This is a genomic window from Streptomyces sp. NPDC056480 (genome assembly GCF_042795405.1).
Classification (GTDB): Bacteria; Actinomycetota; Actinomycetes; order Streptomycetales; family Streptomycetaceae; genus Streptomyces.
This window is the reverse complement of record NZ_JBHTSA010000037.1, coordinates 14,901-27,053: the sequence shown is the minus strand read 5'-3', so window position 1 is coordinate 27,053 and position 12,153 is coordinate 14,901. Positions and strand designations below refer to the sequence as shown.

Sequence of the window (12,153 nt, the reverse complement as noted above, 5' to 3'; positions counted from 1 at the left end):
GATGACGTCAGATCTGACGGTCCATCAGAAACATGGAGGGGTCATGACGGAACTGCCCCGCATCATCAGCGTCGACGACCACGTGATCGAGCCCGCCCACCTCTTCGAGACCTGGCTCCCGAAGAAGTACCGCGACCGCGGGCCCCAGCCCCTCACGGCCGGCATCGGGGAGCTCGCCTACGTCGCCGGCAAGTACCAGATCACGATGGACCCGGACGGCCCGCCGACCGACTGGTGGATCTACGAGGACCTCAAGTTCCCGTACAAGCGCAACATCGCCGCCGTCGGCTTCGACCGCGACGACATGACCCTGGAGGGCATCACCCGCGCCGAGATGCGGCGCGGCTGCTGGGACCCCAAGGCACGCCTCGCCGACATGGACCTCAACCACGTCGAGGCCTCCCTCTGCTTCCCCACCTTCCCCCGCTTCTGCGGCCAGACCTTCGCCGAGGCCCACGACAAGGAGGTCGCCCTCGCCTGCGTGCGCGCCTACAACGACTGGATGGTCGAGGAGTGGTGCGGCGACAGCGGCGGCCGGCTCATCCCGCTCTGCATCATCCCGCTCTGGGACATCGACCTCGCCGTCGCCGAGATCCGGCGCAACGCCTCCCGCGGCGTCAGGGCCGTCACCTTCTCCGAGATCCCCACCCACCTCGGACTCCCCTCGATCCACTCCGGCTACTGGGACCCCTTCTTCGCCGTCTGCCAGGAGACCGGCACGGTCGTCAACATGCACATCGGCTCCAGCAGCCAGATGCCCGCCGCCTCGCCCGACGCCCCGCCCGCCGTCCAGGCCTCGCTCAGCTTCAACAACGCGATGGCCTCGATGATGGACTTCCTCTTCAGCGGGGTCCTCGTGAAGTTCCCCCGGCTCAAGCTCGCCTACAGCGAGGGCCAGATGGGGTGGATCCCGTACGCCCTGGAGCGCGCCGACGACGTCTGGGAGGAGCACCGCGCCTGGGGCGGCGTCCGCGACCTCGTCCCCGAGCCGCCGTCCACGTACTACTACCGGCAGATCTTCTGCTGCTTCTTCCGCGACAAGCACGGGATCGCCTCCCTGGACGTGGTGGGGCGCGACAACGCCACCTTCGAGACCGACTACCCGCACGTCGACTCGACCTTCCCGCACACCAAGGAGGTCGCCCTCGACCACGTCCAGGGCCTCGACGACGAGACGGTCTACAAGCTCATGCGGGGCAACGCCATCCGCATGCTCGGCCTGGACCTCGACCGGGGCATCCGGGGCGTCGGCTGATGGACCTCGCGTACAGCGCGGAGGAGGAGGAGTTCCGGGCGCGGCTGCGGGCCTGGCTCGCGGTCGTCCTGCCCACCTTGCCGCCGAGGCCCGACCCGCTCGACTGGCCGTCCCGGCGCGCGTACGACTGCGGCTGGCAGCGCAGGCTGCACGACGCCGGATACGCCGACGTCCACTGGGACGCGTCCCCCACCCAGCGGCTGATCTTCCTGGAGGAGACCGAGCTCGCCGGAGCGCCCTACGTCGGCGCCAACTTCGTCGGACTGCTCCACGCGGGCCCGACGATCGCCGCCGAGGGCACGGCCGCCCAGCGGGAACGCTGGCTGCCGCCGGTCCTGCGCGGCGACGAGGTCTGGTGCCAGGGCTTCAGCGAGCCCGAGGCGGGCTCCGATCTTGCCTCCCTGCGGACGAAGGCCGTCCGGGACGGCGACTCGTACGTCGTCAGCGGGCAGAAGATCTGGACCTCGCACGCCGAGGTCGCCGACTGGTGCGAAGTCCTCGTCCGTACGGACGCCACCGCCCCCAAACACCGGGGCATCACCTGGCTCGCGATGCCCATGGACGCCCCCGGCATCACCGTACGGCCCCTGCGGACGCTCGCCGGCTCCACGGAGTTCGCCGAGGTCTTCCTCGACGGGGTACGGGTGCCCGTCGAGAACCGGGTCGGCGAGGAGAACGACGGCTGGCGGGTCACCATGGTCACCCTCTCCTTCGAACGCGGCACCGCGTTCGTCGGCGAGGTCGTCGCCTGCCGCCGCCTCCTCGGCGAACTCGCCCGCACCGCCCGGAAGAACGGAACCTGGGACGACACCGTCCTGCGCCGCCGCCTCGGCAGGCTCTCCGCCGAGTTCCGGGCCCTGTGGCGGATCGTCCAGGCCAACGTCAGCGAGGCCCAGGCGACCGGCGGGGTGCCCGGCGCGGGCGGCTCCGTCTTCAAACTGCACTACTCGCACGCCCGCCAGGAGCTGTACGAGGCCGCCGCGGCCGTCCTCGGCCCCGACGCGCTCGACCTCGGCCGCGACTGGACCCTCGACCGGCTGTCCTCGCTCTCGTACACGATCGCGGCCGGCACCTCCCAGATCCAGCGCAACATCGTCGCCGAGCGCATCCTCGGCCTGCCGAAGGGCCGGTGACCCCCGCCATGGACTTCCGACTCACCGAGGACCAGACGGCCCTGCGGCGCGGTGTACGGGACCTCCTCGAAGGCCGCTTCGGCAGGGAGGCGCTCCGGGCGGCGGTCGACGCCGGCGGGACGCTGGACCGCGGCCTGTGGCGGGAGCTCGGCACGGCCGGGTTCTTCGCGCTGCGGCTGCCGGAGGAGGAGGGCGGCGTGGGCCTCGGCCTCCCGGAGGCGGTGCTCCTGTTCGAGGAGGCGGGGCGGGTGCTGCTGCCGGGGCCGCTGGTCGCCACGCACATGGCGGCGGGGTCCGTGCCGGGGGCGGCGGAGGGGGCCGTTGTCGTCACCGCCGTGGCCGAGGGGCTGGTCCCCTGGCTGGACGAGGCCGACGTGGTGCTGGGGGATGTGGAAGGAGCCGTCCCGATGCGGTCGGTGGATCCGCTGACGCCACTGCACCGGGTGCCCATGCCCGCGTCCGCGTCCGCTTCCGCCTCCGTGCCCGCGGCCGCCCCCGGCGTCGGGGGAGCGGAGGGACTGGAGGCCGTGCTGCTCACCGCCGCCGAGCAGGTGGGCAGCGCGGAGGCCACCACCGGGACGGCCGTCGCCTACGCGCGTGAGCGGGAGCAGTTCGGGCAGGTCATCGGGGGGTTTCAGGCCGTCAAGCACCTCTGTGCCGGGATGCTCGTCCGTACCGAGCTCGCCCGCGCCGCCGTCCGCGCCGCCTCCCTCACCGCCGACCCCGTCGAGATCGCCGGCGCCAAGCTCCTCGCCGACGAGGCCGCGACCGCCAACGCCCGCGACTGCCTCCAGGTGCACGGCGGCATCGGCTTCACCTGGGAGGCCGACGTGCATCTGCATCTCAAGCGCGCCTGGGTGCGGGCCGAGCTGCGCCTGCCCGCCGCGCGCGCGGCGGAGGCGGTGGCCGCCGGACTGTGACTCCCGGCATCGCACTCCGCACCCGCCGGGTCACGGAATGTTGATATCTGGTTGTGTCCTTCGGCGGGGCCGTCACGGCCCGGAGTCGGCCTCCGGCTCCGGTACGCTCCGTGGGATGCGAGTGCTCGTTGGCCCGGATCGTCCCGGTGTCGCCCCTGAGGTGACTCCGGGTCCGGGAATGCGCGCCGCTCGCGCCCCGAGGAGGCGCTCCGCGCGCTCCTGTTCGACTCCCCGCAGCGTGCGTCGCACAGTATGGACTACGCGTACTCCTTCGCGCTGGAATATGCCCGAAGCGCTTGTTGCGGTGACTGTACGTCAACCATGCTGTCTCGCAAGGGAATCACGTTCCGTAAGGGCGTCGATGGCTGTGAGGCGCGAGGCGATGTGTCCGCCGGTTCGGATGGTGTGAGCGGTGCAGGTGCTTCAGGTTCAGTTGGAGGTCGGGCCGGACCCGGCGGAGGTGGGGCGAGCCCGGAGGTGGGCCCGGTCGCGGCTCGCCGGCTCGGGCATAGGCGATGACGAGCCGCTGGCCGAGACGCTGGTGCTCCTCATCTCCGAGCTCGTGACCAACGCCGTGGTGCACACGGGCTGTCCGGCCGTGCTGCGGATGCTGTTCGCGGCGGAGGGCGGGGTGCGCGTCGAGGTGGCGGACGCGAGCGACCGCCCGCCGCGCCCCCGGCACGCGGAGGGCGACGACACCAACGGGCGCGGCCTGGAGCTGGTCGACGGCCTCGCGGACCGGTGGGGCTGGCAGCCCGAGGGCGCCGGCAAGAGCATCTGGTGCGAGGTGGACCCGGCTCCGGCCGCGCCTTCGCCGGGCCGGGGGGCGCCGTTCGCGCCCGGCCGGGTGCACTGCTGACGGTTCGCGGCCGGGTGGCGGGTGACGGCTGCCGAGCCGTGCGCGCCGCCACCCGTCGACGTGCCGGTGCTCAGAGGACGGCGACCGGTGCCACCGGTGTGCCCGTACCGCCCACGAAGGGCTCGGGCATCGCGGAGAGCAGGAAGGCGTAGCGCCGCTCTTGTGCACAGGCTGTGGACAGAGCTTCCAGATTCCAGTTCTGCCCCTGGAGCATTCCCATCTCGACCAGGTCGAGGGCGTGCACGGGCAGCCACAGGTCCTCGATCTCCGGCGGGAAGATCTCGAAGGTGAGGGTGTCGTTGGCGACGGCCGCGACGTCCCTGGCGTGGAACCACTCCGGCGTACGGATCGAGAGCCCGGGTGACGGGAAGGCGTATCCGTGCCGGTCGCCGGCCAGGTACGACTGCATCTGACCCGTCCGTACGAGAACGATGTCGCCGGACCGTACGGTCACCCCGCCGAAGTCGGCGGCCTCGTCCAGGTCCTCGGGCGTGACGGCGTGGTCGCCCGGCAGCCGGTCCAGGCCCTTGGCGGCGGCCACGTCGAGCAGGACCCCGCGGCTCACGAGGTGGCGGGCCGTGTGGATGCCGCTGAACTCGGAGCGGCCGTGCGGGGTGATGGTGGCGGCGGGGCGGCCGTTGTAGATGTGGCCCGAGTGGGAGACATGGGTCAGGGCGTCCCAGTGGGTGCCGGCCTGGAGGCCGAGGGTCACGGCGTCGTCGCTGGTGGCGACCGTGCCGGGGCCGAAGAGTTCCTGGTTGATCTGGACCATGACGTGGAGCGGATTGACCCGGCCGGGGATCATGCCGGTCTGGACGCCGTCCTGCTTGAGGTCGACGGCGAGGGGGACGCGGTGGCCGCTGCGGACGGTGGCGACGGCCTCCCGTACGACCTCGTCGATGACGAGGTTGAGGGTGCCGATCTCGTCGTCCTGGCCCCAACGTCCCCAGTTGTTGACGCGCTTGGCGATCTCGTGGAATGCGGCGGGCAGAGACATCGGGGGCCTCCGGGGTCTTGTTTTCCGGTATCTGACGGACCGTAGAATCCTGACGACGAATGAATCTAACGGACCGTCAGAAACTGCGGGAGGGGCCGGGCATGGGGAACTTCTTGGCTGGCAAGGTCGTCGCCGTGACGGGCGCGGGACGGGGCATCGGCCGCGCCGTGGCCCTCGCGTGCGCGGCGGAGGGCGCGAAGGTCGTCGTCAACGACTACGGCGTGTCGATCGAGGGCGGTGAACCGACCTCGGAGATCGCGCTTTCGGTGGTGAAGGAGATCGAGGCGGGAGGTGGCACGGCGGTCGCCGTCGCCGACGACATCTCGACGATGGCGGGCGGACAGCGGGTCGTCGACGTCGCCCTCGCCGAGTACGGGCGCCTGGACGGGGTCGTGTGCGTGGCGGGCATCCTGCGCGAACGGATGCTCTTCAACATGTCCGAGGAGGAGTGGGACCCGGTCGTCGCGACCCATCTGAAGGGCACGTTCACGGTCTTCCGGGCGGCCTCGGCGATCATGCGGCGCCAGGGGACCGGGACGCTGATCGGCTTCACGAGCGGCAACCACCAGGGCTCGGTGGCGCAGGCCAACTACTCGGCCGCGAAGGGCGGGATCATCTCCCTCGTACGGTCGGCGGCGCTCGGCCTCCACAAGTACGGAGTGACGGCGAACGCCGTGGCGCCGGTGGCGCGGACCCGGATGTCGGCGAACGTCCCGATGGAGCTGAAGGAGATCGGGGAGCCGGAGGACGTGGCCGCCCTCGTCGTCTACCTGCTCTCCGAGCGGGCCCGCGAGGAGAGGATCACCGGGCAGGTCTACACGATCGCCGGCCCGAAGATCGCGGTCTGGGCGCAGCCCAGGGAGCTGCGGGCGGGATACGCGGAGGGCGGCGCCTGGACCCCGGAGCGGATCGCGGACTTCCTGCCGGGGACGGTGGGGGTGGACCCGATGCCGATGCTGGCGCGCCTCGAGGAGATGGCCCGCGCCGCCGCGGCGGGCGACCGCCCCAACGCGGGCACGGGTCCCGGCGCGGGCACGGGTCCCGGCGGGGGCCCCGAGGCGGGCGCGGGCAACGGCGGCGGCGAGGCCGGCGCCGGGACGGAGAACGGCTCATGAGGGGCGTGGTCTTCGACGGGAAGCAGGTCCAGGTCGTCGACGACCTGGAGGTCCGGGACCCCGGGCCGGGCGAGGTGCTGGTGGGGATCGCGGCGGCCGGACTGTGCCACAGCGATCTGTCGGTCGTCGACGGGACCATCCCCTTCCCCCCTCCCGTCGTTCTCGGGCACGAGGGCGCCGGGGTCGTCGAGGCGGTCGGAGCGGGAGTCACGCACGTCGTCCCGGGCGACCACGTGGCCCTGTCGACCCTCGCCAACTGCGGGGCCTGCGCGGACTGCGACCGCGGGCGGCCCACCATGTGCCGGAAGGCCATCGGAATGCCGGGGCAGCCGTTCTCGCGGGGCGGGCTGCCGCTCTACCAGTTCGCCTCGAACTCGTCGTTCGCCGAGCGGACCGTCGTGAAGGCGGTCCAGGCGGTGAAGATCCCGCAGGACATCCCGCTGACCTCGGCGGCCCTGATGGGCTGCGGCGTCCTCACCGGCGTCGGCGCCGTACTGAACCGGGCCAGGGTCGGGCGGGGCGAGACGGTCGTCGTCATCGGCACGGGCGGGATCGGACTCAACGTCCTCCAGGGCGCGCGGATCGCGGGCGCGCTGACCGTCGTGGCCGTGGACACGAACCCGGCGAAGGAGGAGGTGGCCCGCCGGTTCGGGGCGAGCCACTTCCTGACCTCCACCGACGGGGTACGGGAGATCCTTCCCACCGGAGCCGACCACGTCTTCGAGTGCGTCGGGCACACCGGGCTCGTCCGGACCGCGATCGACCTCCTCGACCGGCACGGGCAGGCGATCCTCCTCGGCATGACCGCGCCGAAGGCGGAGGCGAGCTTCCTGCCCGCCGCGATGTTCCTGGACAAGTCGATCCTGGGCTGCCGGTACGGTTCCTCCCGCCCGCAGCGCGACATCCCGCTCTACGCCGAGCTGTACCGCTCGGGCCGACTCCTCCTCGACGAACTCGTCACCGCCACCTACCCGGTGGAGGAGTTCGCCAGGGCCGTGGAGGACGCGGAGGCCGGCAAGGTGGCCCGGGGCGTCCTCACCTTCTGAGGGCGCGGTACGCCGCCACGGTCCGGTCCAGGGCCTCCTCGACCGGGGTGGCGACGGCGCCGAGCCGCTCCTTGACGAGCGCGGAGTCGACGACGAACGGCTCCGCGAACTCGTAGCGCATCTCGATCAGTTCGCGCACCGTCGGATTGAACGCGCCCATCACGTACAGCGCCGCCGTCGGCATCCGGCGCACACGGGCGGACCCGGGACGGCCGGTGGCGCGGTGGGCCAGGCCGACGAGCTCCCGGGTCGTGCGGGTGTGCGGGTCGTTGGGGAGGTGCCAGACGCGGCCCGCGGCGTCGGGGTGCCGGCCGAGGAGCGCGAGCGCCTCCCCGATGTCCGGGACGTAGGTGTAGGTGTGCGGCTGGTCCGGATCGCCCAGGACGGTGGCGGTGCGCCCGGCGAGCAGGGCCGGGACGACCAGGTCGCCGAGGTTGGACTGGGCGCCGCCGCGCGGCCCGAAGTAGTCCGAGGCGCGCCCGATCGCCACCTCCACCCGCCCGGCCCGGTGCGCGGCGAGCAGGTCCTGGGCCATCCGGCCCCGGAGCCTGCCCTTGCGGGTGGTCGCGGCGTCGGGGGTCTCCTCGGTGAACGGGTGGCCCCCGGGCGGCGGGCCGTAGCTGTAGACGTTGTCCATCGAGACCATCCGGGCGCCGCTCGCCTCGGCCGCGGCGAGCACCCCGGCCTGGAGGGCGGGGAACTCCTGCTGCCAGCGGTGGTACGGCGGGTTGAGGGCCTGGTAGACGACGGCCGCGCCGGCCGCGACGGCGGTGGTGAACGCGGGATCGGCCGCGTCGCCGGCCGTCACCTCGACACCGTCGGGGACGTCCGCCCGGCCGGACCGGTTGACGACCCGTACGGACTCCCCCTGGCGGACCAGCGCCTCGGCGACGGCCGTGCCGACGGCACCGGAGCCGAAGACCACGTGGCGGGGGTGGGCGGTGTGCTTCATGTGTCGACCTCGCGTCGGGAGTCCGGTCCGGTGGTCGGGCCGGGGTTGGTGGCGGGCGGGAGTCCGTGGAACAGGACGCCGGAGAGGACGGAGAGGATGCGCGCCCCGCGGACCCGGGCGGGAAAGGCGGGGGGCGAGACGGGGAGCGAGACGGGGGGGGCGAGACGAGGGCGAGACGGGGGGTGAGAGGGGAAAACGAGGTGGGCCTCACGGATGGACGTCGCTACGGTCCTGAGCATGTCCTATCGCGAGCTCGCCACCCGCCCCGTTCTCGCCTGGTCCGCCGTCACCGTCGCCGGTCGGCTGCCCATCGCCATGGCCCCCCTCGCCCTCGTGTTCCTCGTCCGGGAGCGGCCCGGCGGGTACTCGCTCGGAGCCGTGCTCGCCGCCGCGTACGTCATCGGGGAGATCGTCGCCGCGCCCGTCCTCGGCCTGCGGCTGAACGCCGAGCACGCCCGGCCGCAGCTCGTCGCCGGACTCGCCGTCGGGGCCGCCGGGTTCACGGGCCTCGGGCTCGTGCCCGGCGCGCACCCCGTGGTGCTCGCCGCCCTCGCGCTGCTCGGCGGCGCAGGGCCCGCCGCCGTGCCCGGCGGGCTGCGCGCGCTCCTCACCAGCCTCGTCCCCGAGCGGGCCGTGACCCAGGCGATGAGCATGGAGTCGGTGCTGATCTTCGGCATCTGGGCCGCCGCTCCCGCCCTCGTCACCGGCCTGGCGCTCGGCGTCGACCCCGCCGTACCCCTGCTGCTCATGGGGGTCCTGCTGGTTCTGTCGGTCGCCGGGCTGTGGATGCTCCCGCCCGGCTGGCAGCAGGCGGCCAAGGGGGACGGCGCGTCGACGCGACGGGCGCTGCTCCGGGCCTGGCCGGTGTACGTCCTGGGGGCGGCCGGTCTGACGCTGCTCGCGCTCGCCGAGCTGATCCTGCCCGCGCTCCTCGAACAGCGCGGGATCGGCATCGGCTGGGCGGGCCTGCTGCTCGCCGGGTTCTCGATCGGCTCGGCGGTCGGCGCGTTCGCCTACGGTCTCCGGGCCGGCTGGCCGGGCACGCTGCCGGTCCAGTCCCTCGTCCTTGTCCTCGCGGTCGCCTCGGGCGTCGCCCTGGTCGCCGTCCTGCCTTCGGCGACGGGGATCGCGGTGGCCCTGGTGGCGGCCGGGCTCCTCCAGGCGCCGGCGAGCCTGGCCCGGAACCTGGCCCTCAGGGAGCTGCTGCCGCCGTCGGCGCTCGCCGCCGGCTACTCGGTCATGTACGCGGCGGTGGGCGCCGGTTACGCGGCCAGCGGCACCCTCGCGGGCGGACTGCTCAAGGTCGTGGCGCCGTCGACCGCGATCCTCTGCGGGGTCGGTCTGACCGGCCTGCTCATCCTGATCGGCGCGGTGGGGGAGCGGCGGCTCGTCCGGGAGCGGGAGGCCGCCGACCGGGCACGGCCCCAGGCCCGGGCAGCGGCTTACGAGGACGCCGCCTCCGAGGACGCCGCCTTCGACGACGTGGCCTCGAAGGACGTGGCCTCGAAGGACGCGGCCTCGAAGGACGCGGCCTCCGAGGACGTGGACGAGGCCGTCCGGAACGTCCGCCGGTAGGACGTCGGCGTCACCCCGATCGCGCTCATCAGATGCACCCGCAGCGACTGCGCCGTGCCGAAGCCCGCGTCCTGGGCGACCCGGTCGACGGGCAGGCCGGTGGACTCGAGGAGGTGCCGGGCGCGTTCGACCCGCTGCTGGGTGAGCCACTGGCCGGGGCTGATGCCCACCTCGTCACGGAAGCGACGGGTGAACGTCCGTACGCTCATCGCCTCCTTCTCGGCCAGGTCCCGCAGCTGGATCGGCTCGTGCAGATGGGCGAGGGCCCACGCCCGCGCGGTGGTCGTGGTGTGTGTCCCGGCCTCCGGCAGGGGCCGCTCGATGTACTGGGCCTGACCGCCGTCCCGGTGCGGCGGCACGACGGTCCTGCGGGCGACGTCGTTGGCGACGGCCGTGCCGTGGTCGCGGCGCACGATGTGCAGGCACAGGTCGATCCCGGCGGCCACGCCCGCCGACGTGAGGACGTCTCCGTCGTCGACGAAGAGCACGTCCGCGTCGACCCGGACGCGCGGGAAGATCCGCTGGAAGTGCTCGGCCGAGGACCAGTGGGTGGTGGCCGGGCGCCCGTCCAGGTACCCGGCGGCCGCGAGCACGTACCCGCCGGTGCAGATGGAGACGAGCCGGGTGCCGGGCCGGATGCGGGCGAGCGCGGCGGCCAGTTCGTCGGTGAGCCGGCCCTCGTCGTAGACCGGACCGAGCTCGTACGAGGCGGGTACGACGACGGTGTCGGCGGTGGCGAGCGCCTCCGGGCCGTGCTCGACGTGGATCGAGAAGTCCGCGTCCGTCGGCACCGGTCCCGCGGCCGTCGCACAGGTGACGATCTCGTACAGCGGACGGCCCCCGCTGTCCTTCGCGCGGCCGAATATGCGGTGCGGGATGCCCAGCTCGAAGGGGAGGAGGCCGGGCAGCGCGAGCACGGCGACGCGGTGCGGGGGCGGTTCGGACGACGGCGGCACGGGCGGTGCTCCCTCCGGAGATCGGTCGAAATTCAGTGGTGGTGTAGACCACGTGGTGATAGGTCTACCTCTCCGTGACGGACAACACGTACAAGTCTGAGGCCGCCGAGCGGATTCCCGCCCCGGCCGAGCCGCCCGCACTGTGGAACCGTAACTTCCGGCTCTTCTTCGTCGCCCGGGGCGTCGCCGTCTTCGGCGAGGGCATGGTCCCGGTCGCCTTCGCCGCCGGACTCCTCGGCGCCGGCCACTCCGGCGCCACCGTCGGCTACGCGCTCGGCGGCTGGACCGCCGCCTTCGCGGTCTTCGTCCTCTTCGGCGGCGTCCTCGCCGACCGCTTCACCGCCCGCCGCATGATGATCCTCGCGGACCTCCTGCGACTGCCCGGAGCGGCCGTCCTCGCCGTCGCCTTCACCCTCGGCGGCCCGCCCCTCTGGGCGGTCTACACCCTCTCCGTCCTCAGCGGCGTCGGCGCCGCCCTCTTCCAGCCGGGCGTCGCCTCGACCATCCCGCGCATCGCCCCCGACGTCCAGCGCGCCAACGCCGTCCTCCGGGTCGTCGAGGCCCTCATGATCATGGCGGGGCCGGCGGCGGCGGGCGTGCTCGTCGCCGTGTGGAACGCGGGCGCCGCCTTCGCCGTCAACGGCGCGACCTTCGCGGTCAGCGCCCTCTGCCTCACCCTGATGCGGATCGCCCCGATCCCCTCGGACTCCCTGCGGCGCGACTCCCTCGGCGCCGAACTCATCGGCGGCTGGCGGGAGTTCCGCTCGCGGAACTGGCTCTGGGGCGTCATCGCCATCTGGACCGTGTACGGGCTCACCGTGGCCGGCCCCATGGTGCCGCTCACCGCGAGCCTGGTCACCGAGGACCACGGTTCGGCCACGTACGGCGTGCTCATGGCCGTCAACGGCGCGGGCAGTGCCGTCGGCGGCCTGCTCGCCCTCCGGCTGCGCCCGCGCGCCCCGCTCGCGGCCGGTGCGGTCGCCCTCCTCGGCCTCCCCGTGAACCTCGCGCTGCTCGGTCTGGGCGCGCCCGTGGCGCTGCTCGGCGCGGGCCAGTTCATCGGCGGCGCGGCGTTCGCCTTCTGGCTGGTGATGTGGTCGACGGCCGTGCAGACGCACGTACCGCAGGAGGCGCTGAACCGGATGCACGCGTACGACGTGGCCGGCTCGCTCCTGATGATGGGCGTCGGCCGCACCCTCTCGGGACCGGTGGCGGCGGCGGTCGGCACCGAGGAGGTGTTGCTGGTGGGGGCGGGGATCGCGGTGCTCGTGGTGGGCGCGCTGCTTGCGGTACGCCCGATCAGGACGCTGCCGAGGGTGTGAGCGAGGGCCGGGGCCTCCAGGCC

The 12,153-nt window shown here is 73.3% G+C and carries 10 protein-coding genes and 1 pseudogene; 8 read left to right on the top strand and 3 right to left on the bottom strand.

Going from position 1 to position 12,153, the window contains the following annotated elements; translation table 11 throughout:
* Positions 1-43 precede the first annotated feature (43 nt).
* The 4 genes from ACFQ79_RS18455 (at position 44) to ACFQ79_RS18440 (ending at position 4,167) form a co-directional block, all read left to right on the top strand.
* On the top strand, positions 44-1,255 hold the full coding sequence (locus ACFQ79_RS18455) for an amidohydrolase family protein (protein ID WP_383584610.1): 1,212 nt from the start codon (positions 44-46) through the stop codon (positions 1,253-1,255).
* Positions 1,255-2,388 carry an acyl-CoA dehydrogenase family protein gene (locus tag ACFQ79_RS18450; RefSeq protein WP_383584608.1) on the top strand — a complete coding sequence of 378 codons (1,134 nt, stop codon included), beginning with the start codon at positions 1,255-1,257 and terminating at the stop codon, positions 2,386-2,388. The genes ACFQ79_RS18455 and ACFQ79_RS18450 overlap by 1 nt, the downstream gene beginning before the upstream one ends.
* 8 nt (positions 2,389-2,396) lie before the next feature.
* Entirely contained in the window at positions 2,397-3,308 is a 912-nt protein-coding gene (locus ACFQ79_RS18445; protein WP_383584606.1) for an acyl-CoA dehydrogenase family protein, read from the top strand.
* A 412-nt stretch (positions 3,309-3,720) separates the two neighbouring features.
* Entirely contained in the window at positions 3,721-4,167 is a 447-nt protein-coding gene (locus ACFQ79_RS18440) for an ATP-binding protein (protein ID WP_383584604.1), read from the top strand.
* 70 nt (positions 4,168-4,237) lie between these two features.
* On the opposite strand, the gene ACFQ79_RS18435 is transcribed toward ACFQ79_RS18440, so the two are convergent.
* Positions 4,238-5,164 (bottom strand): cyclase family protein, encoded by a 927-nt coding sequence (locus ACFQ79_RS18435; protein ID WP_383584602.1) that lies wholly within the window; start codon positions 5,162-5,164, stop codon positions 4,238-4,240.
* Between the two features lie 101 nt (positions 5,165-5,265).
* Between ACFQ79_RS18435 and ACFQ79_RS18430 the strand changes: the two genes are divergently transcribed.
* Both ACFQ79_RS18430 and ACFQ79_RS18425 read left to right on the top strand, forming a co-directional pair.
* Positions 5,266-6,279 carry an SDR family oxidoreductase gene (locus ACFQ79_RS18430; protein ID WP_383584599.1) on the top strand — a complete coding sequence of 338 codons (1,014 nt, stop codon included), beginning with the start codon at positions 5,266-5,268 and terminating at the stop codon, positions 6,277-6,279.
* The gene (locus ACFQ79_RS18425) at positions 6,276-7,325 is read left to right on the top strand and encodes a Zn-dependent alcohol dehydrogenase (protein WP_383584597.1); all 1,050 of its coding nucleotides are present in this window, start codon (positions 6,276-6,278) and stop codon (positions 7,323-7,325) included. The genes ACFQ79_RS18430 and ACFQ79_RS18425 overlap by 4 nt, the downstream gene beginning before the upstream one ends.
* On the opposite strand, the gene ACFQ79_RS18420 is transcribed toward ACFQ79_RS18425, so the two are convergent.
* Positions 7,315-8,277 carry an NAD-dependent epimerase/dehydratase family protein gene (locus tag ACFQ79_RS18420; RefSeq protein ID WP_383584594.1) on the bottom strand — a complete coding sequence of 321 codons (963 nt, stop codon included), beginning with the start codon at positions 8,275-8,277 and terminating at the stop codon, positions 7,315-7,317. The two genes, ACFQ79_RS18425 and ACFQ79_RS18420, sit on opposite strands and share 11 nt — an antisense overlap.
* A 237-nt stretch (positions 8,278-8,514) precedes the next feature.
* Between ACFQ79_RS18420 and ACFQ79_RS18415 the strand changes: the two are divergent.
* Positions 8,515-9,687, top strand: a pseudogene (locus tag ACFQ79_RS18415) (MFS transporter); the annotation flags it as partial.
* A 32-nt stretch (positions 9,688-9,719) separates the two neighbouring features.
* Here the strand turns inward: ACFQ79_RS18415 and ACFQ79_RS18410 are convergent.
* The gene (locus ACFQ79_RS18410; protein WP_383584591.1) at positions 9,720-10,808 is read right to left on the bottom strand and encodes a GlxA family transcriptional regulator; all 1,089 of its coding nucleotides are present in this window, start codon (positions 10,806-10,808) and stop codon (positions 9,720-9,722) included.
* A gap of 74 nt (positions 10,809-10,882) precedes the next feature.
* Between ACFQ79_RS18410 and ACFQ79_RS18405 the strand changes: the two genes are divergently transcribed.
* Positions 10,883-12,130 (top strand): MFS transporter, encoded by a 1,248-nt coding sequence (locus ACFQ79_RS18405; RefSeq protein ID WP_383584588.1) that lies wholly within the window; start codon positions 10,883-10,885, stop codon positions 12,128-12,130.
* The last annotated feature ends 23 nt before the right edge of the window (positions 12,131-12,153 follow it).

Excerpts from the sequence above, each read along its gene's own strand:
- ACFQ79_RS18455 (WP_383584610.1), top strand. The coding sequence starts at position 44 with ATGACGGAACTGCCCCGCATCATCAGCGTCGACGACCACGTGATCGAG.
- ACFQ79_RS18450 (WP_383584608.1), top strand. The coding sequence starts at position 1,255 with ATGGACCTCGCGTACAGCGCGGAGGAGGAGGAGTTCCGGGCGCGGCTG.
- ACFQ79_RS18445 (WP_383584606.1), top strand. The coding sequence starts at position 2,397 with ATGGACTTCCGACTCACCGAGGACCAGACGGCCCTGCGGCGCGGTGTA.
- ACFQ79_RS18435 (WP_383584602.1), bottom strand. The coding sequence starts at position 5,164 with ATGTCTCTGCCCGCCGCATTCCACGAGATCGCCAAGCGCGTCAACAAC.
- ACFQ79_RS18430 (WP_383584599.1), top strand. The coding sequence starts at position 5,266 with ATGGGGAACTTCTTGGCTGGCAAGGTCGTCGCCGTGACGGGCGCGGGA.
- ACFQ79_RS18425 (WP_383584597.1), top strand. The coding sequence starts at position 6,276 with ATGAGGGGCGTGGTCTTCGACGGGAAGCAGGTCCAGGTCGTCGACGAC.
- ACFQ79_RS18420 (WP_383584594.1), bottom strand. The coding sequence starts at position 8,277 with ATGAAGCACACCGCCCACCCCCGCCACGTGGTCTTCGGCTCCGGTGCC.